The organism is Microbacterium sp. LWO12-1.2 (assembly GCF_040675875.1).
Taxonomy (GTDB): Bacteria; Actinomycetota; Actinomycetes; order Actinomycetales; family Microbacteriaceae; genus Microbacterium.
The window spans coordinates 3,035,120-3,055,113 of record NZ_JBEGII010000001.1 but is presented as its reverse complement, the minus strand read 5'-3'; the positions used below and the strand labels follow the sequence as shown (position 1 = coordinate 3,055,113).

Here is a 19,994-nt window from a genome sequence, read left to right as displayed (position 1 = left end):
CTGCGTCAGAGTGGGGTTCGCCCCGCACTTCTCCTGAGTTGTGAACGAGGCACCTTCCGAAAGGACCGCTCATGAGCACGCAGAACTTCATCCTCCCCGACGTCGGCGAAGGCCTGACCGAAGCCGAGATCGTGACGTGGAAGGTCGCCCCCGGCGACACCGTCGCCATCAACGACGTGATCTGCGAGATCGAGACCGCGAAGTCGCTCGTCGAGCTGCCGTCGCCGCACGCCGGCGTCGTGGGCGAGCTGCTGGTGGCGGAGGGTGTGACGGTCGAGGTCGGCACCCCGATCATCACCTTTGAGACGGATGCGGCGCCCGCAGCCCCTGCCACTCCCGCACCTGCGGCGGAGGAGGGCGGAGGTTCGGTGCTCGTCGGCTACGGGACGGGCGGTGGCGCGACCTCGCGGCGCAAGCGCGCGGCCGGGCGTCCGGTGAGCTCCTCGGTCGGCGTGATCGCGAAACCGCCGATCCGCAAGCTCGCCCGCGACCTGGGCGTCGACCTCACGACCGTCACGCCCACGGGTGCCGACGGCGAGGTCACCCGCGACGACGTGATGAAGCACGCCTCGCAGGCGAGCGTGTTCCGCAACATCGAGACGCCCGAGTGGGGCGCCGTCCGTGAAGAGACCGTGCCGGCACCGCAGAGCGCCCCGGTCGGACTCGCGCGCGGAATCGCTGCGGTGGCGACCGCGTTCGGCGATGACAGCCGCACCGAGTCCATCCCGGTCAAGGGCGTGCGCAAGGCCACCTCCTCGGCCATGGTGCAGAGCGCGTACTCCGCGCCGCACGTGACGGTGTGGAAGGAGATCGACGCGAGCCGCACCATGGAGCTCGTCAAGCGCCTCAAGGCCTCGCCGGACTACGCCGACATCCGCGTCTCGCCGCTGCTGATCATGGCGCGCGCCGTGATCTGGGCTGCGCGCCGCACGCCGATGGTCAACGCCGCCTGGATCGAGACGGATGCCGGCGCCGAGATCGCCGTGCGCCACTACGTGAACCTCGGCATCGCCGCTGCCACGCCTCGCGGTCTGCTGGTGCCGAACATCAAGGACGCGCAGGACCTCGGCATGAAGGAGCTCGCTCGCGCGCTGAACCGCCTCACGCTCACCGCGCGCGAGGGCAAGACCAGCCCGGCCGATCAGCAGGGCGGCACCATCACGATCACCAACATCGGCGTGTTCGGGATGGATGCCGGCACCCCGATCATCAACCCCGGTGAGGCCGGCATCGTGGCGATGGGCACGATCAGCCAGAAGCCGTGGGTCGTCGACGGCGAGGTGCGTCCGCGCTGGGTGACCACGGTCGCCGGATCGTTCGACCACCGCGTGATCGACGGCGACGGCATGAGCCGCTTCATCGCCGACGTGGCATCCGTGCTCGAGGAGCCCGCGCTGCTTGTCGACTGAGGCGCGCAGGCGAAGCCGCTTCGCGGCGTAGGTGATCACTCCGGCGTAGGTCGCCAGGGGAGGTATCGGCCTACGCCCGAGTGATCGCCTACCTCCGGATGCGGGGGGAATCGGGGCAAGCGCCTCCGGATGCGGGGATGCCGACTACGCCGTCGCCCGCAACCGCCGCTCCGCCAGCAGCGGCACGGCGTGGTCGCGAGCGGCCTGACGCGCGGTGGCCACGGCGCCGCGGGAGACGACCTCCGCGCCGAGGCTCGAGGCGAGGATCTCGGGAGCGGGAAGATGCAGCTCCTCCGGCAGGATGCGCCGCGCGGCGGCCAGCACCGGCTCGATGCTCTCGGCCACGGCTCCGCACACGATCACGCGCGCCGGGTCGTACATGCTGCCGAGCACACCGACGACGCGGGCCACGGTCGCTCCGACGCGTGAGGTGACGAGCAGGGCGTCCGCATCCCCGGACGCGGCGAGCGTCAGCACGAGGCGCGGGTCGATCCGGTCGGCGTCGACGAGCCGGCCGACCGTGCTGTCGGGGGCGATCTCGCCGGTATCCACGGCGAGGCGCACCTGGTCCTGCACCGCGTAGCGGAGTCCGAACGCAGAGCCGACGCCGATGATGTGGTCGAACACCACGCCCTCGCCGACACCGCCGTGCGCGCCGTGCAGCACGTGGCCGTCGACCACCACGCCGCCGCCGAAGCGCTCGCTCGCGAGCAGGGCGACGTAGTCGCGGCATCCGATCGCTGCGCCTTCCGCACCCTCCGCGATGGCCGCGAGCTGGGCATCGTTCTTGATCTGCACGACCGGGGCCCATCCGCTCAGAGCCTCGGCGAGACCGGGGTTGGTGCGCTCCCAGAACCCGTCGGGGTGTGGAGGAGAGATGCCGTTGCGGTTCACGGGGGCTGCCACACCGACGCACAGCGCCAAGACGTCGTCTCGCGTGACGCCGGCCTCGGCCAGAGCGGCGTTCAACCGCTCGAGGATCGTCGCGCGGCGTGCGGACGCCGACTGGTCGGGCTCGAGGTCTGTGCGGTGGTGCACGAGGGTGCGGTCGAGCGGGTCGGCGACGGTCACGGCGAGGTGGGTGTCTCCCGCGTCGACGCCGACGACCACGCCGAGTTCCGACGACAGCACGAAGCGCCGTGAGGGGCGTCCGGAGCGGTAGCTGCCGGCGGCGCGGGCGTTCGGGAGCTCGCGCAGCAGCGCGGCGCCGAGCAGGGTGTCGATCGCGTCGATCGCGGTGGAGCGGGTCAGCGAGGTGCTCGCCATCGCCTCGGTCGCGGTGAACTCGCCGGCCGTCCAGGCGAAGTCGAGGACGGCGCCGACGCTCGCGCGTCCGGTGCCCAGGTCTGCGGAGACTTCTGTCACAGCACTTGACCTCCCTGTCGTCCAAATGAGAGAGTACCGTTCGACAGAGTAAATTCGCTGACTAGATTTAGTACGCGGATCTACATATCGAAAGGACGACGGTGTCTGTGAATCGAGTACGCGCGGTGCGACTGGTCGCCGGGGCTCTGGGGCTCACGCTGGTCGGGGCCGCCCTCACGAGCTGCGCAGCCGGCTCCGGAGCGGAGACCATCCGCTTCACCTTCAGCAAGCGCGAGGCGATCGGGTTCATGACCGAACTCGTCGCCGAGTACAACGCGTCGCAGGACGACGTGGAGGTCGTGATCGACACCTCGGGCGTCGACGTCGTCTCTGCGAGCTTCGTGCGGGGCAATCCGCCCGACATCATGCTCGCCAACTACAACTACGAGATCGCCCGCTTCGTGCAGCGCTGCGCGCTGACCGACCTGTCCGGGACGGATGCGGCCGCGACCATCCGCGACGATCTGCAGCCGCTCATGGATCAGTACGGTTCCTGCGCCGGACGCACCAGCGCGCTGCCGTACTCGGTGATGGCGGCATCCGTCATCTACAACAAGGAGATCTTCGACGCCCAGGGGCTCGAGGTCCCGCAGACCTGGGACGAGCTGATCGCGGTCTGCGACCAGCTGAAGGACGCCGGCATCGACCCGTTCTACGGCACCTTCAAGGATGACTGGACCGTGGGCCAGGGCTGGTACGACTACACCGCCGGCGGCTCCGTCGACGTGATCGACTTCTTCGACGCGCTCGCCGAGGAAGGCACAGAAGTCGGCCCCGACTCCGAGGTCTCCTTCCAGAAGGACTTCGCCGAGCCCATGGACCGGATGCTGCTGCTCGCCGACGAGTACACGAATGCGGATGCCGCGAGCCGCGGCTACGGCGACGGCAATCTCGCCTTCGCCAAGGGCGAGGCCGCGATGTACCTGCAGGGGCCGTGGGCGTTCAGCGAGATCGCCAAGACCGCACCCGACCTCGAACTCGGCACCTTCCCGTTGCCCATGACCGACGATCCTGCCGACCTCGGCGTGCGCGTCAACATGGACCTCGCCGCGATGATCCCCGAGGGCTCGCGCCACCAGGAGGCTGCCCGCGACTTCCTCGAGTACCTGTATCAGCCGGGCCACATCGAGGAGTACAACGCCTCGCAGCTCGGCTTCACACCGACGAAAGATGCTCCCGCGCCGGACGACCCGCGCATCGAGGGGATGATCGAGTACTACGACAACGGGCAGATCTACCAGGGCCCGTCCGTGCTCGTCCCCAAGACGCTCCCGATCTTCAACTACGCGCAGGCGATGGTGCTCGGCGCGTCCACCACCGCCACCCTGCGCACCATGGATGCCGACTGGGCCAGGATCGCATTCCGCGCTCCGCTCCCATCGACCCAGGATTCGGCATCGGGCGACGCATCCGCATCCGGCGAGACAGAGGAGTCCGCGCCATGACGAACACCGCACTGCCGAACCCGGCAGCCTCACGCATCACCAAGCCGAGCGCCCCGACGACCGACACCACGGCGATCGTCACGGGCGGGAAGCGCACGCTCGGTCGGCGTACGCGCAGGGTCGAGCCGATCTACTACCTGTTCCTGCTGCCGACGCTGGTGCTGTTCACTCTCGCGATCACGGTGCCGGGTGTCATGGGCATCTTCTTCAGCTTCACCGATTCCATCGGCATCGGCGAGTGGAACTTCAACGGCCTCACGAACTACATCGCGATGTTCAGCGATCCGGCCATCCTGCAGAGCTACCTGTTCACGTTCGGCTTCTCGATCGCCACGGTGATCGTCGTGAACGTGGTCGCGTTCCTGCTCGCGGTGGGGCTGACCTCCCGCATCCGCTTCAAGACAGGCCTGCGCACGATCTTCGTGATCCCGATGGTCATCTCGGGCATCATCATCGCCTACGTCTTCAACTTCCTGTTCTCCAACTCGATCCCGGCGGCGGGTGCAGCCACGGGCATTCCGTGGCTGTCGACGAGCCTGCTCGCCAATCCCGATCTCGCATGGATCGCGATCGTGATCGTGACCGCGTGGCAGGCAGTGCCCGGCACGCTGCTGATCTACATCGCCGGTCTGCTCTCGGTGCCCGGCGAGGTGTACGAGGCCGCGAGCATCGATGGCGCGAGCAAGACCCAGCAGCTGACGCGCATCACGCTCCCGCTCGTCGCCGGCTACGTGGTGATCAACGTGATCCTCGGATTCAAGGGATTCCTCAACGCCTACGACATCATCGTCGGACTCACCAACGGCGGACCGGGAACCTCCACCCGCAGCGTCGCGATGACCATCATCGCGGGCTTCAACGGCGGCGACTACGCCTACCAGATGGCCAATGCGACGATCTTCTTCATCGTCGCCGTGCTCATCTCCCTGCTGCAGCTCTCGCTGACCCGCGGAAGGAACGCACTCTGATGTCGACGCAGACCATCACCACCGTCACCGCCTCCGGAAAGAAGCCGCGCATCCGCATGGAGCGCGTGAACTGGTCGGGCACCATCATCCTGATCCTGTGCGCCGTCACGGTGCTGCTGCCGCTGTACGTGACGATCTCGATGGCGTTCAAGACCACGGCGCAGGCCGTCGACGGCAACGCCTTCTCGCTCCCTGCACCGTTCAGCATCGACGGGTTCGTCGAAGCCTGGAACCTCACCAAGTTCCCGGTCGGAGCGGGCATCTCGCTGCTGGTCACCGCCGGCACCGTGGTCGCGACCATCGTGCTCGCGGCATTCGCCTCCTACGCGATCGTGCGCAACTGGGACCGGAAGCTGTTCCGCTACTCGTTCTTCTACCTGCTCGCGGCGATGTTCATCCCGTTCCCCGTGGTGGCGCTGCCGCAGATCCAGCTCACCGGACGCGTCGGGCTCGACAATCCCTTCGGCGTGATCATCCTCGCCACGATGTTCCAGCTCAGCTTCAGCGTGCTGCTGTTCACGGCGTTCCTGCGGTCGATCCCGCTGGAGCTCGAGGAGAGCGCGCGCATCGACGGCGCCACCACCTGGCAGACGTTCTGGCAGCTGATCTTCCCGCTGCTCGCCCCCATGAGTGCCACGGTCGGCATCTTCGCGTTCCTCTACGCCTGGAACGACTTCATGATGCCGTCGCTGATCATCTCCGATCCGGCGCTGCAGACGCTGCCGGTGCGGCAGAACCTCTTCCAGACCCAGTTCAGCAACAACTACAACGTGTCGTTCGCCTCATACCTGATGGCGATGGCCCCGGCGATCCTGGCGTACCTGTTCACGCAGCGCTTCGTCATGGAGGGCGTCACGCAGGGCGCCGTCAAGGGTTAGGGATGCTTCGACAGGCTCAGCAACCCAACCGCACCAGACCGCAACACGCAAAGGAGTACCACCCCTCATGACCGAAGCGCTTCTCACCGAGACCCGCGAAGACGAGAAGACGGCATGGTGGCGTCAGGCCGCCGTGTACCAGATCTACCCCCGCAGCTTCGCCGATGCGAACGGAGATGGACTGGGCGACATCCCCGGCATCCTGTCCCGTGTCGACTATCTCGCCGAGCTCGGGATCGATGCGGTGTGGCTCAGCCCGTTCTATCCCTCGGCGCTCGCCGACGGCGGGTACGACGTCGCCGACTACCGGAACGTCGACCCGCGCCTGGGCACCCTCGACGACTTCGACGCCATGGTGACGGCGCTGCACGCCCGGTCGATCAAGGTCGTCGTCGACATCGTGCCGAACCACACCTCGGACCTGCACGAGTGGTTCCAGGAGGCGCTCACCGCCGGACGCGGCTCGGCCGCACGGGAGCGGTACATCTTCCGTGAAGGCACCGGGCCGGACGGTGCCGAGCCGCCCACGGACTGGGTGTCGGTGTTCGGCGGCAGCGCCTGGGAGCGCGTCGAGGACGGCCAGTGGTACTTCCACAACTTCGCCGTCGAGCAGCCCGACCTGAACTGGGACCACCCCGAGGTGCGTGCCGACTTCCTGAAGACCCTGCGCTTCTGGTCGGACCGCGGTGTCGACGGCTTCCGCATCGACGTGGCCCACATGCTCACCAAGGACCTCAGCGAGCCGCTGCCCTCGCGGGCGGAGCTCGACGCGATGGACCGCACCTCGGGCACGCATCCGCTGCTCGACCGCGACGATGTGCACGAGATCTACGCCGAGTGGCGTGAGGTGTTCAACTCCTATGACCCTCCGCGCACGGCGGTGGCTGAGGCCTGGGTCGAGACGCCGGAGCGCCGGGCTCGCTACGCCTCCGCCGAGGGGCTGGGGCAGGCGTTCAACTTCGATCTGCTGGTGGCCGACTTCGACGCCACGCAGTTCCGGAGCATCATCGACGACAACCTGCAGCAGTCGGCGCGCACCGGCTCGTCGACGACGTGGGTGCTGTCGAACCACGACGTCACCCGGCACGCGACGCGCTACGGACTCGCACCGTTGAACGGACGCCCGGTCAAGCAGGGGACGGAGTGGGTCATCGCCGGTGGCCCAGCGGATCAGCTCGACCGCGAGCAGGGTCTGCATCGCGCGCGGGCGGCCTCGCTGCTGCTGTTCGGGCTCCCCGGCAGCGCGTACCTCTACCAGGGCGAGGAGTTGGGACTCCACGAAGTCGCCGAGATCACACCGGAACAGCGGCAGGATCCCGGGTTCTTCCGCCAGGCGGAGTTCGACGGATTCGGCAGGGACGGATGCCGCGTGCCGCTGCCCTGGACCGCGGAGGGGGTCTCGTTCGGATTCGGTGACGCGGAGGCCCACCTGCCGCAGCCGGCCTGGTTCGCATCGGCCGCAGTCGACGTCGAGGCGGCTGATCCTTCGTCGACGCTGTCGCTGTACCGCGAGGCGTTGCGGCTTCGCCGCCTGCTGCAGGCGAGCGAGGAGCTGGAGTGGATCGAGACCGGGCGGGCGGACGTGCTGCGATTCGCGCGACCGAACGGCTGGCAGATCGTGACGAACTTCGGCGCCGAGCCGTTCGACCTCGGTGCTGATCCCGCAGACGTGGTGCTCTCGAGCACGGCGTTGGACGGTTCCGCGCTGCCGGGCGACGCCACTGCGTGGATCACACGAGCGTAGGCGATGGAGCGGGCGTAGGCCGATATGGCTGGGATCGGCCTACCCCCGCGTCATCTCCTACCCGCCAACTTGATAATGGTTCTCATTAGCGTTTAGAGTGAGAGCATGAAGAAGCCCGTGATCGCCCTCGCCCTCGCATCCGTCGCCGCCCTGACGCTGGCCGGATGCTCCACCGCCCCCGCGGCGGGAGAGGGTGGCGGCGATGACGGCACGATCACGGTCGTGGCCAGCACCAACGTCTACGGTGACATCGCAGCGCAGATCGGCGGAGACCGGGTCGACGTGACGTCGATCATCGCTTCCGCGACCCAGGATCCGCACTCCTACGAGGCGACCGCGCGCGACCGACTGACCGTGCAGAAGGCCGACCTCGTGATCGAGAACGGCGGCGGCTACGACGCCTTCATCGACACACTGCTCGCAGACGCGAAGGACCCGCACCTGGTCACCGCCGTCGAGTACTCGCACGACTTCCCCGGCAACGAGGGTCATGAGGCGGAGGGCGACGAAGCCGAGCACGACCACGATCACGCCGAAGACGCCGAGGGTCACGAGGGCCACAACCACATCGAGGGCTTCAACGAGCACGTCTGGTTCGACCCGCACACGATGGTCCACGTCGTCGAGGCGATCGCCGCCGAGCTGACCGAGATCGACCCAGACGGCAAAGCCGACTTCGAGGCGAACGCCGCTGCGCTCACCGCCGACCTGGAGGGTTTCGAGGCCGACCTCGCCGGTCTGCAGGCGCAGGCCGAAGGAGTGAACGTCTTCATCACCGAGCCTCTTCCCGGCTACCTCGCCGCCGCGGCCGGTCTCACGGATGTCACCCCCGAGGGCTTCGCCGAGTCGGTCGAAGAGGGAACGGATGTCGCCCCCGCCGTGCTGCTCGAAGCGCTGAACGTGATCGACAGCGGAGAGGTCGGCGCGCTGCTCACCAACGCGCAGACCGGTGGCTCCGAGACCGAGCGCGTCGAGGCCGCCGCGAAGGATGCCGGCATCCCCGTCGTCGCCTTCACGGAGCTGCTGGAGGACGGATCGTCGTACTCTGAGTGGATGAGTGACGCGATTCAGAGCCTCGCCGCCGCGATCCAGTCGTGAGCGGGGCCCTTCGACAGGCTCAGGGACCCAGCGAAGGTCGGCCACAGGGACCCAGCGAAGGTCGCGGCGAAGGATCCGCGGCGAGCCCCGTGCTCGAGATCGCGAACGCGTCGCTGCACCGCGACGACCGCGAGCTCTGGTCGGGGCTCGACCTCACGGTGCATCCAGGAGAGTTCATCGCCGTGCTCGGGCCGTCCGGCTCCGGCAAGACCACACTGCTGCGCAGCATCCTGGGCCTGCAGCCGCTGTCGTCCGGCACGATCCGCGTCGCCGGTGAGCCCGTGCACCGAGGCAACTCGCGCATCGGCTACATCCCACAGCAGCGCTCGCTCGCCCCCGACACCAGCATGCGGGCCCGCGACCTCGTGGCTCTCGGTGTGCAGGGCAGCCGCTTCGGCTTCCCGATCCCCCACCGCGGCGACCGCGCCAAGGTCGACCGGCTGCTCGAGGCCGTCGGGGCCGCGCACTATGCCGAGCGTCGGGTCGGGATGCTGTCGGGCGGCGAGCAGCAGCGGCTGCGGGTCGGACAAGCCCTCGCCGACGAGCCCTCGCTGCTGTTGTGCGATGAGCCCCTGTCGAACCTCGACCTCGCCAACCAGGTCGGAGTGACCGACATCATCGACCGCCAGCGCCGTGAGCGCGGGGCAGCGGTGCTGTTCGTGACGCACGACATCAACCCGATCCTGGGCCGCGTCGACCGCATCCTCTACATCGCGGGTGGCCGCTTCCTGCTGGGCACGCCGGACGAGGTGCTGCAGACGCGGGTGCTCACCGAGCTGTACGGCACCCCGGTCTTCGTGCTCCGCGCCGGCGACCGGCTGGTGGTCGTGGGTGTGCCGGATGCCGAGCCCCACCACTTCCATGACGACGACCACGACCACGGAGGTGCCGCATGAACGTCTTCACCGGCATCGTCCCGATGGTCGACTGGAGCGACGTCTTCTCCTTCCAGGACTACGGCGAGCTCGTCGCCCTGCTCGCGAACTCGATCGTCGCCGGTGCGGTGCTCGGCATCGTCGGCGGACTGATCGGCGTCTTCGTGATGCAACGCGACCTCGCGTTCGCAGTGCACGGCGTGAGCGAGCTGTCGTTCGCGGGTGCCGCGGCCGCGCTCCTGTTCGGGGGCAGCGTGGTTGTCGGATCGCTCGGCGGCGCCCTGGTCGCGGCGATCCTGATCGGACTGCTCGGCGCGAAAGCCCGCGACCGCAACTCGATCGTCGGTGTGCTGATGCCGTTCGGCCTCGGCCTCGGCATCCTGTTCCTGTCGCTCTATGACGGACGCAGCGCCAATCGCTTCAGCCTGCTCACGGGCCAGATCGTCTCGGTGTCGAGCCCCGATCTCGGCTGGCTGATCGGCATCAGCGGCGTCGTTCTGGTCGGGCTGCTGGTGATGTGGAACCCGCTGCGGTTCGACTCACTCGACCCTGAGTCCGCCGCCGCGCGCGGTGTGCCGACCCGCGCGGTGAGCCTGCTGTTCATGGTGCTCCTCGGCCTCATCGTCGCGGTCAGCGTGCACATCATCGGCGCGCTGCTGGTGATGGCGCTGTTGGTGACGCCGGCCGCCGCCGCGATGCGGGTCACCGCCGGTCCGGTCGCGGTACCGCTGCTGGCCGCGCTCTTCGGCTTCGTCTCGGCCGTCGGCGGCATCCTGCTCGCCCTCGCCGGAACCCTCCCCGTCAGCCCCTACATCACGACCCTGTCGTTCACGATCTACGTGGTGTGCTGGCTCGTGCAGCGGTCGCGGGCGCGCGTGCGGCGCGTGGCGGCGTGACCTCGACCCGACGGATCGCGGAGCTCCGGACGGATCACGGACCTTTCTGCGGCATCCGTTCCTCGATTCGTCATGAACTCCGTGATCCGTCGCACGGATCGGCCCACCAGCGCCCCATCCGTTCCCAGCCCTCGGCAATGCCCGCCGCTTAGACTCTCGGTATGGCTCAGCGGAACACCTGGCAGCGCGAACGCGTGCGCGAAGCACTCGCCGACGCGCGCGGTTTCGTGAGCGCGCAGAATCTGCATGCCTCGCTGCGTGACGACAACACCGGCATCGGACTGGCGACGGTGTACCGCGCCCTCGCCGGACTCGCCGCCTCCGGCGACGCCGATTCGCTGCAGAGCCCCGAGGGGGAGGCGCTGTATCGCGCCTGCACCACGCAGGGCCACCACCATCACCTGATCTGCCGCTCCTGTGGGCTGACGGTCGAGATCGAGGCGAAGGACGTCGAGCAGTGGGCGCACCGCACCGCGGCGCTCCACGGATTCACGGATGCCGCGCACGTGGTCGACATCTTCGGACTGTGCACCCCCTGCGCCAACAAGCGTGACGCCGAGAGGGCTGCGACGGCGTGATCCTCCGGACAGACTCAGGGACCCGGCCTGGGGTGTCGCGCACAGGCCATTCGCATCGTCCCACCGCTTCTCCGCGTTCGCCCTGGATCGGCGTCGCGGTCGGGGCAGTGGTCATCGCGGCGCTGTTCCTGATCGACCAGTTCCTCCCGACGCTCTTCCCGGCCTCCCTGCCGACGAGGGCGCAGGATGGTCTGACCCTCGCGCTCAGCGTGCTCATCGAGGCGCTGCCGTTCGTGATCCTGGGCGTCATCCTGTCGATCGTGGTGCAGGTGTGGCTGCCGCCGGATGCGATCCAGCGCTGGCTGCCGAAGCGGGCCTGGGCGCGCCGAGCGGTGCTGTCGCTGCTCGGCATGCTGATCCCGGTGTGCGAGTGCGGAAACGTGCCGTTCGCCCGCGGGCTCATGATGCGCGGGCTCGCTCCGGCCGAGGCGATGACGTTCCTCATCGCGGCGCCGATCGTGAACCCGATCGTGATCCTCACCACGCACGCGGCCTTCGGCTGGGATGGTGGCATCCTCGTCGCCCGCCTCGTCGGCGGCTACCTCATCGCCAACCTCATCGGCTGGATCTACAGCCGGCACCCCGATCCCGACGGCATGCTCACGCAGCGCTTCGTCGAGACCTGCGACCGTGTCACGCACGAACACGGCACTCCCGTGAAGCGCAGCCTGACGCAGTTCCTGATCGAGCTGCGTGCCGTGATGCCGGCGCTGGTGATCGGTTCGGCGCTCGCGGGCGCGGTACAGGTGCTCATCCCGCGCGACATGCTGCTGGCCATCGGGTCCAACCCCGTGCTCTCGATCGTCACCATGATGGTGCTCGCGATGACCGTCGCCATCTGCTCGAACGTCGACGCCTTCTTCGCGCTGTCGTTCGCCTCGACGTTCTCGTCGGGTGCGCTGGTGGCCTTCCTGCTGGTCGGACCCCTGGTCGACATCAAGATGCTCGCCCTCATGCGCACCACCTTCACCGCCCGCACTCTCGCCGGAATCGTGGGCATCGTGCTGACCGCGGCCTTCGCGATCGGGATCGGGGTGAACGTCCTTGTCTGAGCAGGCTCCCTCCCGCGCGCGCGCACTCGGCACCCGGTGGCTGGGCGTCGGCCTGGCCTCGGTCATCGCCGTCGTCACCCTGGGTCTCGGGGTCACCGGACGGCTCACGCTCTACATCAGCCCGGAGTCGATCTGGTTCGCCTGTGCCGCTGCCGTCGTGACCCTCGCGGGTGCGATCTGGTCGTGCACGCTGCCCATCGGGGCAGAGGGCGACCACGGTCACGACCACGGGGATGCCGCGGATGCCGCGAGCGAGGAGACGCCGGCGGTGTCGCGACGGCGCACCCTCGCGACGGTCGGCGCGGTGACCGGAGGAGTCGTCGCCACGGGTGTCGTCGCCGCGGCTCTCGTGCTGCCGCCTGCGTCGCTGTCGGTGGAGCTGGCGATGTCGCGCGCGGGTGAATCGACCGCACTGTTCGCGGGCGCCGACACCGTCTCGCTCGGCGTCGCCGACACCACGACCTTCGGCATCGGCGACTGGGCCAGCGTGTTCGCCACCGCCACCAACACCGCCGCCTACGACGGCGCCGACGTCACGCTCACCGGCTTCGTGACCCCGGGCTCAGGTTCGGACGGTGTGAACCTGACGCGCCTGGTCATCACGCACTGTGTGATCGACGCGCAGACCGCGACGCTTCCGGTCGAGGTCGACCCCGGCGAATACAAGACCGGCCAGTGGGTCGAGATCACCGGAACCGTGCGCGCGGATGCCGACGGCGCACTGCACATCGAGCCGACCGACGTCGTCGCGATCGACGAGCCCGGAGACCCGTATGAGTACTGACGACGAACGTCCACACGTGCCTGCGGTGCCGCAGACGCGCGCCGAGATGCGGGCTGCCCGTGAAGCTGCAGAGCAGGCGGAGGCTGAGCGGATCGGCCGCGCGGTCGCGCACACGGATCAGACCGCAGAGGGTGTCGACCAGCCGGATGCCGCTTCAGGCGAAGGTGCCGCTCGCGAAGCTGCTGCGCGAGAAGAGGCTGTTCGCCGGGCCGGCGACCGTGAGGTCGCGGAGCAGGAGGCCGCCGCGCGGAAGATGGCCGCCTTCGAGGCTGCCGCTCGGAAGGACGTCGAGGCGACCGCCGTTCCTGCGGTTCCCCTCGCCCCTGAGCCCGTGGTCGTGGGTGCGGGTGCCGAGCCGGAGACCCCGGGAGCGGAGCCGGAGACCTGGGTTGCTGAGCCTGTCGAAGCATCCCCGCCCGTGGAGGGCACCCTTCGACAAGCTCAGGGACCCAGCTCTGCTCAGGGGCCCCGCTCCGCCGAGGGGCCCCGCTCTGCCGAGGGACCCCGCTCCGCACAGCCGACGCGAACGCTGCCGTCGCGCCGCTTCGTCCTGACTCTCGTCGCCGTGCTCGGCATCCTGGTCCTGGTCGGCACCGGCCTCGGCATCGTCAGCCTGCTGCAGGGGCCGCGGGTGACGAAGGTGCAGTCCGACGCTCAGCAGGCGATCGAGTCGTCCGGCAGCCGCGTCATCCTCACTGCGAACCAGTCGCTCGCCGCGATCGACCCATCGCAGGTCACGGTCGAACCGGCCGCCCCGTTCACTGTCGACGCCTCCGGCCGCAGCATCGGCATCCGCTTCACCGTGCCTCTCGACGACGACACCGAGTACAAGATCCGCGTGTCCGACGTCGTCGGCGCCGGCGGCGGACCGAAGGCCGATCTCACCACCACCATCACGACACCGGCCTCGAGCTTCTTCCTGCTGCGCCGTGATGTCGACGGCGAGGACAAGGTCTTCCGCACCGACCTCACGGGTGAGGGAAGCGTCGTGTTCTCGGCCGACAAGATCAACGACTTCCGCGCGACGTCCGCGCAGCTCGTGGTCGCGGTCGAGGAAGAAGACGGTTCGACACTGCTCGTGATGAACCGTGACGGCTCGGACCCGCGCGAGCTCGAGCTGCCCGGGACCGGCTACGTCGGTTCGGTCCAGGTCTCCGAACGCGGAGGACTCGTCGGATACAGCTACTCCGATCGCGAACTCAGCGATACCGAAGGCCGCGCGAGCGTGCTGGTCACCCAGTCGCTGAAGGGCGACGACAAGCCGCAGGTCATCGAGGTCGCCGACAAGGAGGCCAGCGTCTTCGCCTGGCAGTTCGTGCCCGACAGTGCTGCGGTGCTGTTCATCGACTTCGACGGTGCTCTGTCGCTCGTCGACCGCTCCAGCGACGCCGGAGTGCAGTCCCTCGGGCTGGCGGCCAACATCCAGGGCGTCTCTCGTGGTACCTACACCGCGATCGTGGAGCGACTCGACGGAGCCGTCGTCGAACTGAACCTCACCGATGGGTCGGAGGTGCCGCTCGCCGCATCCGATCCCGACTACGGTGCAGCGACCACCATCACGCCGTTCCCCGGTGGCACGCTGCGGCACGTCGTCGCGCGCAACGAGAACGGCATCCCGTCCGGTCAGGCGATCATCCGCGTCGATGACGACGGCACCGCCGAACCTCTCGTAGAGGTGGCGGCCACGGACTCGATCCTGCAGGCGTGCGCGTCTCCGAGCGGCCAGTACGCGGCGGTCGTGATCGCCCCTGACCTGGCGAACAACCCCTACGACGAGATGCTGCTGCCCCTGCCGCAGAACATGGAGACGCATCTGATCGACCTGCGTACCGGCAAGGAGATCGTCGCGCTGACCGGCTTCGACGTGTCCTGGTGTCAGACGGCTCCGCGGTTCTGACATGGCGGCGTCGGACGGTGCACTGCGCCGGGCGGCCCGGGCGGATCTGAGGGGATCCGCCGTCGAGGTCGCCCCGCGGCTGCTGGGCGCCGAGCTGCGCACGATCGTCGTCGGCGATGCCGATGCGCCGGTCGAGGTGCGGCTGCGGATCACCGAGGTCGAGGCGTACCACGGGCAGGGAACGGGCGAGCTCGCCGACCCCGGTTCGCATGCGCGCATGGGGCGCACGAACCGCAACGCGACGATGTGGGGGGAGCCGGGGCATCTGTACGTGTACCTCAGCCACGGCATCCACTCCTGCGTCAACGTGGTGTGCGGGCCGGAGGGTCAGGGTGACGGCGTGCTGCTGCGGGCGGGCGAGGTGGTGTTCGGCGAGGATGCTGCCGCGCAGCGCCGTGGAGCCGTGCCGCCCCTCGGGGTGACGGCGCGTCGCGACCTCGCCCGCGGACCCGGTCGGCTGGGGCAGGCGGTGGGTCTGCGGTATCCGACCCACGACGGCATCGATGCCGTCACGGGGGAGGAGCTTCTCGGCGCGCGCGCCGAGCTGTGGCTGGGCGACCCCGTGGCGGAGTTCTCGTCAGGACCTCGGGTCGGCGTCGCGGGCATCGCCGGAACGGACGCCTTCCCGTGGCGCTTCTGGATACCCGGCGACCGCACGGTCTCGCCGTTCCGGTGGGGGCGGGGTGCGGCAGACGCCGTGGCGGCGCTTCCGGCACGCGACACGCCCGGTGCGGCGGCCGTGCTAAACTGACTCCTTGTCTGCGCACACTCCTGTGCGCAGTTCGTGTGCTGTCGGGTCCCCGCGCTTGTCGAGGGGGCTGTGGCACGCAGACAAGGGATCTTGGGTGAGGCCGTCCGGCCTCACGGTATAGAAGGAGTCACCATCATGGCAGCAGTGTGCCAGGTGACCGGAGCTGTTCCCGGTTTCGGTCACAACGTCTCGCACTCGCACCGCCGGACGAAGCGTCGCTTCGACCCGAACGTGCAGAAGAAGACCTATTTCGTGCCGTCGCTCGGTCGTAAGATCACGATCAACGTGTCCGCCAAGGGCATCAAGACGATCGACGTCCGCGGCATCGAGAACGTGGTCAAGGACCTCCTCGCGAAGGGTGTGAAGCTCTAATGGCGAAGAAGGCTCAGGACGTACGTCCGATCATCAAGCTGCGTTCGACGGCAGGTACGGGATACACGTACGTGACCAAGAAGAACCGCCGCAACACCCCCGACCGCCTCGTGCTCAAGAAGTACGACCCGGTCATCCGTCAGCACGTCGAATTCCGAGAGGAGCGTTGATCAATGGCTAAGAAGAGCAAGATCGCTCGCAACGAGCAGCGCAAGGTCATCGTCGAGCGTTACGCAGAGCGTCGCGCAGAGCTGAAGAAGACCCTGGTCGACCCGAACGCCACCGACGAGGCCCGCGAGGCCGCACGCGTCGGCCTGCAGAAGCTGCCGCGCAACGCGTCGCCGGCTCGCGTGCGTTCGCGCGACGTCATCGACGGCCGCCCCCGCGGTGTCCTCACGAAGTTCGGCATCTCGCGTGTCCGCTTCCGTGACATGGCACACCGTGGCGAGCTGCCCGGCGTGACCAAGTCCAGCTGGTAAGTCTCAGCAGACAGTCGAAAGGGGCGAGGATCTTCGGATCCTCGCCCCTTTCGCGTACCCGGGGGTGCGGCGCCGCGGCGTGCGGCTCGCGGTACGACGGAGATCTCTGCGGATGAAGGGCACATTGCCGAAATCGCTCCTTCATCTCGAGCGTTCTCCGTCATGTCGTGCGAGGGAATCACGGATGCCAGTTCGCCTGCACCTCAGAGTGCTGGGAGCACTTCTGCACACTCACCGCGTCGAGGATCGGTCACCCCTCGTCGCCGCGCCATCATCGTTCGATGGATCCCGTCGGAGAACTGCGTCGTCGTGGGGGAGTCGCGCGTCTGAGCGCACTTCGGGAGGCCGGAGTGAGCGCGTATTCACTCCGACGGGCGAAGGAGCGGGGCGCGATCCGGACAGTGCGCCAGGGGTGGGTGGCGCTGCCCGATGCCGACCCGCAGGTCGTCGGAGCGGTGGCGCGCGGCGTCATCCTCAGTTGCGTCACAGCGGCGAAGAGGCATGGCCTGTGGGTGCCGGAGGAGTTGCCCCTGCATGTCGCCGCCTCGCCGAAAGCCACCAGAATCACGGTGCCATCGCAGGTCGTCGTCCATTGGGCCAAGCCGATCATGCCGCGTCCGCCGGATGCGACGGTCGACGAGCTGGTGAATGCGCTCGCCTTGATCGCGCAATGCCAGCCGTTCGAGTCGGCGCTGGTCATCTGGGAGTCGGCGATGAACAGAGGTCTCGTGGATGCGGCGCGGCTCCGCGGCTTCGATCTGCCGGCTTCGGCTCGCGAACTCCTGGCGAAGGCGCGGCCGTTCGCCGACTCCGGGTTGGAGTCGATCTTCGTCTACCGCCTGCGATGGATGGGACTGCGGATGCTGCCGCAGGCGTGGATCCTCGACCGGCGGGTCGATCTGCTGATCGGTGAGCGGCTGGTCGTCCAGATAGATGGGGCGACACATACCGGTGCGCAACGCACTCGCGACATCGCCCACGATGCGCAGCTGGTGCTTCACGGCTACTTTCCCCTGCGCTTCAGCTACGAGCAGGTCATGGAGCGCTGGCATGAAGTGCAGGCCGTGATCATGGAGGCGGTCGCCCAGGGCAAGCATCTCGCGTGACCAGGTGCCCTCGCGCGCAATGACGGAGATCTCACAAGATGCAGGAGCGATCACGGCATCCGCTCCTGCATATCGTGAGATCTCCGTCATGTTGATCGAGGCCGGCCCCGGCCCGCGGGCCTGCCACCGCGCATCAGGCCGCGGCGGTGGCGGATGTGGCGTGTGCCACGGCCCAGGCGAGGGCGTCGTCGGCGATCTGCTCCCAGCCGTCCTGGCTGACGAGGCGGTGGGTGCGGCCGGCGTACTCCTTGCGCTCGACGACGGCGGGGCTGCCGGACGAGCGGTACTTCTTCTCGATCGCGCGGACGATGGCCGGCGGCACGACGTGGTCGATCTCTCCCGCGATCAGCAGCAGCGGGGCGCGGTCCGTGCGGGCGTAGTCGACGTGCGTCACGCCGCGCTTCTCGTTCAGTACGGAGGTGACCCCCTCGAAGAAGACCCGGTTGTACGAGTTGACCGCGTACTCCTCCCACAGGGCGTCGGACGCCGCGCGGGGCAGGTCGTTGCCGAAGGTGAAGTGGAAGTGGCGCTTCGACAGCGGCTTCGCGCCGTTGCGGCCGAACGGGTTCGACAGGATCGGGGTGCCGGTCCAGAGCGTCGACAGGGGGAGTGCGGTGACGCCGGCGGTCTGTCCGGGAGCGACGCCCACGTAGGCGACGCCGAGGCCGCGGTCGGCGAGCATCTGCGTGATGACACCGCCGAAGGAGTGGCCCATGATGATCGGCTTCACGGGCAGGGCGCGGATGATGCGCTCGTAGTGATCGGTGATCTGCTTCAGCCCGATCCCCTTGAGAGCGGACGGATCACGGCGGATGTCGGCGACGGTGCGGTCGTCGATGCCGGGCCAGCCGGGGACGATGACCTCGTGGCCCTGTGCGCGGAAGCGCTCGGCCCAGGTGTCCCAGCTGGTGGGGGTCATCCAGAGTCCGTGGATGAGGACGATGGGGGTCTTGGCGGAAGTGCTCATGATCTTCTTCTCTCTGTTCGGCCCGGGCGATCTGCCCGGAGTGCGTTGCACTGATAGTAGACCGAACGTTCTATCTACCACAACTTATTCCTGAAGATCGGATCCGACACGGGAAAGGGGGATACCATCGAAGTAGACCAATCGTTCTGTCTATCCGTGCGAAGGAACCTCATGAGCACCACCACGTCGAAGCGTCCGAGTCCGGCTCGCGCGCGACTGATCGACACCGCCACCCGTCTCTTCTACGCCGAAGGCATCCACTCCGTCGGCGTCGACCGCGTCATCGCCGAAGCCGAGGTCACCAGGGCCACCCTGTACAAGCAGTTCGGCGGCAAGGAGAACCTCGTCCTCGCCTATCTGCGCAACGAGGATGAGAACCTTCGCGCGATGTTCGCCGAGGCCGGAGCATCCGTCGCCGATCCGGAGGGACTCCTCGACGCCGTGGTCGACGGCATCGCGGCCGACATCCGTCTGCGGCACACCCGTGGATGCCCGTTCATCAACGCGGCGGCGGAGTACCCGGATGCCGAAGGCGCGGTGCGCCGACTCATCGACGAGCACCGGGAGTGGTTCCGGAGCACGCTGCAGAGCGTGGCCGAGACGGCGGGACTGCCGCATCCGCCGGAGGTCGCGGCATCCCTCGTGCTGCTGCGCGACGCCGCTCTCGTGGGCGGATACCTCGACGGTGAGGAGCGTGTGGCCCCTGCTTTCGAGCGCACGGCGCGCGCCGTCATCGACGCGTATCGGCCGCGCTGAAGGCCTCAAACCTGTTAACAGAGTGACAAAAGTGGTGCGACACGCCCTGGATATCGCCAAAACCCGCGAAATGACGCGGAAATGTCAGTGGCGGTTGATACATTCAAGGCGGTCACTCGACCAGGAGCATCCGCTCCGACACCTACAACGATGCGACGGGATCTCGTCGCTGGAGGATGACATGGCTGACAAGTCCATCACCAAGACCGAGCTCGTCGCGAGCATCGCAAGCGCCACCGGCCAGAGCCAGGCCACCGTCTCCGGTGTCCTCGACTCGCTGTTCGCCACGGTCTCCGACGCTGTTGCCAAGGGCAGCAAGGTCTCGATCCCGGGCTGGATCTCGTTCGAGCAGGTCGACACCGCTGCCCGCACGGGCCGCAACCCGCAGACCGGCGCCGAGATCAAGATCCCGGCCGGCAAGCGCGTCAAGGTCACCGCTGGCTCCAAGCTGAAGGCTGCCGTCAAGTAATTCTGACCGCACCTCTTCGAAGGCCGTCGCCCCTGTGGGCGGCGGCCTTCGTGCATCCCCGGGAAGGATGCCCCGCGACAGGTCGGACACCCCGGATCCGCGGCC

The 19,994-nt window shown here is 68.2% G+C and carries 21 protein-coding genes; 19 read left to right on the top strand and 2 right to left on the bottom strand.

All coding sequences use genetic code 11. From position 1 onward, the window contains the following. The first annotated feature begins 71 nt into the window (after positions 1-71). On the top strand, positions 72-1,409 hold the full coding sequence (locus MRBLWO12_RS14610; RefSeq protein WP_363556698.1) for a dihydrolipoamide acetyltransferase family protein: 1,338 nt from the start codon (positions 72-74) through the stop codon (positions 1,407-1,409). 144 nt (positions 1,410-1,553) lie between these two features. On the opposite strand, the gene MRBLWO12_RS14605 is transcribed toward MRBLWO12_RS14610, so the two are convergent. After that, positions 1,554-2,774, bottom strand: coding sequence for an ROK family protein (locus MRBLWO12_RS14605; protein WP_363556696.1), 1,221 nt, complete (start codon positions 2,772-2,774; stop codon positions 1,554-1,556). Positions 2,775-2,875: 101 nt separating this feature from the next. Here MRBLWO12_RS14605 and MRBLWO12_RS14600 point away from each other — a divergent pair, with 101 nt between their 5' ends. From MRBLWO12_RS14600 to MRBLWO12_RS14525, 16 genes are all read left to right on the top strand, one after another. Beyond that, positions 2,876-4,219, top strand: a complete 1,344-nt coding sequence (locus tag MRBLWO12_RS14600) for an ABC transporter substrate-binding protein (protein WP_363556694.1) — start codon at positions 2,876-2,878, stop codon at positions 4,217-4,219. After that, entirely contained in the window at positions 4,216-5,187 is a 972-nt protein-coding gene (locus MRBLWO12_RS14595; RefSeq protein ID WP_363556692.1) for a carbohydrate ABC transporter permease, read from the top strand. Before MRBLWO12_RS14600 ends, MRBLWO12_RS14595 begins: the two co-directional genes overlap by 4 nt. Further along, positions 5,187-6,065, top strand: coding sequence for a carbohydrate ABC transporter permease (locus MRBLWO12_RS14590; protein WP_363556690.1), 879 nt, complete (start codon positions 5,187-5,189; stop codon positions 6,063-6,065). Before MRBLWO12_RS14595 ends, MRBLWO12_RS14590 begins: the two co-directional genes overlap by 1 nt. 67 nt (positions 6,066-6,132) lie before the next feature. Next, positions 6,133-7,809: a glycoside hydrolase family 13 protein gene (locus MRBLWO12_RS14585; protein ID WP_363556688.1), complete on the top strand. Its 1,677-nt coding sequence runs from the start codon at positions 6,133-6,135 to the stop codon at positions 7,807-7,809. Between the two features lie 105 nt (positions 7,810-7,914). After that, positions 7,915-8,907 carry a metal ABC transporter solute-binding protein, Zn/Mn family gene (locus tag MRBLWO12_RS14580; protein WP_363556686.1) on the top strand — a complete coding sequence of 331 codons (993 nt, stop codon included), beginning with the start codon at positions 7,915-7,917 and terminating at the stop codon, positions 8,905-8,907. An 89-nt stretch (positions 8,908-8,996) separates the two neighbouring features. Then, complete coding sequence (locus tag MRBLWO12_RS14575) at positions 8,997-9,803, top strand: metal ABC transporter ATP-binding protein (RefSeq protein WP_363556684.1); 807 nt, start codon at positions 8,997-8,999, stop codon at positions 9,801-9,803. Positions 9,804-9,826: 23 nt separating this feature from the next. Then, positions 9,827-10,678 carry a metal ABC transporter permease gene (locus MRBLWO12_RS14570; RefSeq protein WP_363558614.1) on the top strand — a complete coding sequence of 284 codons (852 nt, stop codon included), beginning with the start codon at positions 9,827-9,829 and terminating at the stop codon, positions 10,676-10,678. A gap of 161 nt (positions 10,679-10,839) precedes the next feature. Continuing rightward, complete coding sequence (locus MRBLWO12_RS14565) at positions 10,840-11,256, top strand: Fur family transcriptional regulator (RefSeq protein ID WP_363556682.1); 417 nt, start codon at positions 10,840-10,842, stop codon at positions 11,254-11,256. A gap of 32 nt (positions 11,257-11,288) precedes the next feature. After that, a complete protein-coding gene (locus MRBLWO12_RS14560) occupies positions 11,289-12,308 on the top strand; it encodes a permease (protein ID WP_363556680.1) in 1,020 nt (339 codons plus the stop codon). Continuing rightward, positions 12,301-13,092, top strand: coding sequence for a TIGR03943 family putative permease subunit (locus tag MRBLWO12_RS14555; protein WP_363556678.1), 792 nt, complete (start codon positions 12,301-12,303; stop codon positions 13,090-13,092). Before MRBLWO12_RS14560 ends, MRBLWO12_RS14555 begins: the two co-directional genes overlap by 8 nt. Continuing rightward, positions 13,082-14,989 (top strand): hypothetical protein, encoded by a 1,908-nt coding sequence (locus MRBLWO12_RS14550; protein ID WP_363556676.1) that lies wholly within the window; start codon positions 13,082-13,084, stop codon positions 14,987-14,989. The genes MRBLWO12_RS14555 and MRBLWO12_RS14550 overlap by 11 nt, the downstream gene beginning before the upstream one ends. Before the next feature lies 1 nt (position 14,990). Beyond that, positions 14,991-15,740, top strand: coding sequence for a DNA-3-methyladenine glycosylase (locus tag MRBLWO12_RS14545; RefSeq protein WP_363556674.1), 750 nt, complete (start codon positions 14,991-14,993; stop codon positions 15,738-15,740). Positions 15,741-15,875: 135 nt separating this feature from the next. After that, a complete protein-coding gene (gene rpmB / locus MRBLWO12_RS14540) occupies positions 15,876-16,112 on the top strand; it encodes a 50S ribosomal protein L28 (protein ID WP_141873427.1) in 237 nt (78 codons plus the stop codon). Beyond that, complete coding sequence (gene rpmG / locus MRBLWO12_RS14535; protein ID WP_017203558.1) at positions 16,112-16,282, top strand: 50S ribosomal protein L33; 171 nt, start codon at positions 16,112-16,114, stop codon at positions 16,280-16,282. The genes rpmB and rpmG overlap by 1 nt, the downstream gene beginning before the upstream one ends. A 3-nt stretch (positions 16,283-16,285) precedes the next feature. Continuing rightward, a complete protein-coding gene (gene rpsN / locus MRBLWO12_RS14530) occupies positions 16,286-16,591 on the top strand; it encodes a 30S ribosomal protein S14 (RefSeq protein ID WP_017829734.1) in 306 nt (101 codons plus the stop codon). Positions 16,592-16,872: 281 nt separating this feature from the next. Then, positions 16,873-17,697 (top strand): type IV toxin-antitoxin system AbiEi family antitoxin domain-containing protein, encoded by an 825-nt coding sequence (locus MRBLWO12_RS14525; RefSeq protein ID WP_363556672.1) that lies wholly within the window; start codon positions 16,873-16,875, stop codon positions 17,695-17,697. A gap of 133 nt (positions 17,698-17,830) precedes the next feature. Here the strand turns inward: MRBLWO12_RS14525 and MRBLWO12_RS14520 are convergent, their stop codons facing one another. Beyond that, positions 17,831-18,664 (bottom strand): alpha/beta hydrolase, encoded by an 834-nt coding sequence (locus MRBLWO12_RS14520; RefSeq protein WP_363556670.1) that lies wholly within the window; start codon positions 18,662-18,664, stop codon positions 17,831-17,833. Positions 18,665-18,835: 171 nt separating this feature from the next. Here MRBLWO12_RS14520 and MRBLWO12_RS14515 point away from each other — a divergent pair, with 171 nt between their 5' ends. Both MRBLWO12_RS14515 and MRBLWO12_RS14510 read left to right on the top strand, forming a co-directional pair. Next, on the top strand, positions 18,836-19,420 hold the full coding sequence (locus MRBLWO12_RS14515) for a TetR/AcrR family transcriptional regulator (protein WP_363556668.1): 585 nt from the start codon (positions 18,836-18,838) through the stop codon (positions 19,418-19,420). A gap of 181 nt (positions 19,421-19,601) precedes the next feature. Further along, positions 19,602-19,889 (top strand): HU family DNA-binding protein, encoded by a 288-nt coding sequence (locus tag MRBLWO12_RS14510; protein ID WP_017203554.1) that lies wholly within the window; start codon positions 19,602-19,604, stop codon positions 19,887-19,889. Positions 19,890-19,994: the final 105 nt, after the last annotated feature.

What these genes read in the sequence shown, in the direction of transcription:
- MRBLWO12_RS14515 (WP_363556668.1), top strand. Translation starts at nt 18,836, where the DNA reads ATGAGCACCACCACGTCGAAGCGTCCGAGTCCGGCTCGCGCGCGACTG.
- rpmG (WP_017203558.1), top strand. Translation starts at nt 16,112, where the DNA reads ATGGCGAAGAAGGCTCAGGACGTACGTCCGATCATCAAGCTGCGTTCG.
- MRBLWO12_RS14590 (WP_363556690.1), top strand. Translation starts at nt 5,187, where the DNA reads ATGTCGACGCAGACCATCACCACCGTCACCGCCTCCGGAAAGAAGCCG.
- MRBLWO12_RS14565 (WP_363556682.1), top strand. Translation starts at nt 10,840, where the DNA reads ATGGCTCAGCGGAACACCTGGCAGCGCGAACGCGTGCGCGAAGCACTC.
- MRBLWO12_RS14520 (WP_363556670.1), bottom strand. Translation starts at nt 18,664, where the DNA reads ATGAGCACTTCCGCCAAGACCCCCATCGTCCTCATCCACGGACTCTGG.
- MRBLWO12_RS14595 (WP_363556692.1), top strand. Translation starts at nt 4,216, where the DNA reads ATGACGAACACCGCACTGCCGAACCCGGCAGCCTCACGCATCACCAAG.
- MRBLWO12_RS14525 (WP_363556672.1), top strand. Translation starts at nt 16,873, where the DNA reads ATGGATCCCGTCGGAGAACTGCGTCGTCGTGGGGGAGTCGCGCGTCTG.
- MRBLWO12_RS14570 (WP_363558614.1), top strand. Translation starts at nt 9,827, where the DNA reads ATGGTCGACTGGAGCGACGTCTTCTCCTTCCAGGACTACGGCGAGCTC.
- MRBLWO12_RS14550 (WP_363556676.1), top strand. Translation starts at nt 13,082, where the DNA reads ATGAGTACTGACGACGAACGTCCACACGTGCCTGCGGTGCCGCAGACG.
- MRBLWO12_RS14585 (WP_363556688.1), top strand. Translation starts at nt 6,133, where the DNA reads ATGACCGAAGCGCTTCTCACCGAGACCCGCGAAGACGAGAAGACGGCA.
- MRBLWO12_RS14510 (WP_017203554.1), top strand. Translation starts at nt 19,602, where the DNA reads ATGGCTGACAAGTCCATCACCAAGACCGAGCTCGTCGCGAGCATCGCA.
- rpmB (WP_141873427.1), top strand. Translation starts at nt 15,876, where the DNA reads ATGGCAGCAGTGTGCCAGGTGACCGGAGCTGTTCCCGGTTTCGGTCAC.
- MRBLWO12_RS14580 (WP_363556686.1), top strand. Translation starts at nt 7,915, where the DNA reads ATGAAGAAGCCCGTGATCGCCCTCGCCCTCGCATCCGTCGCCGCCCTG.
- MRBLWO12_RS14545 (WP_363556674.1), top strand. Translation starts at nt 14,991, where the DNA reads ATGGCGGCGTCGGACGGTGCACTGCGCCGGGCGGCCCGGGCGGATCTG.
- rpsN (WP_017829734.1), top strand. Translation starts at nt 16,286, where the DNA reads ATGGCTAAGAAGAGCAAGATCGCTCGCAACGAGCAGCGCAAGGTCATC.
- MRBLWO12_RS14610 (WP_363556698.1), top strand. Translation starts at nt 72, where the DNA reads ATGAGCACGCAGAACTTCATCCTCCCCGACGTCGGCGAAGGCCTGACC.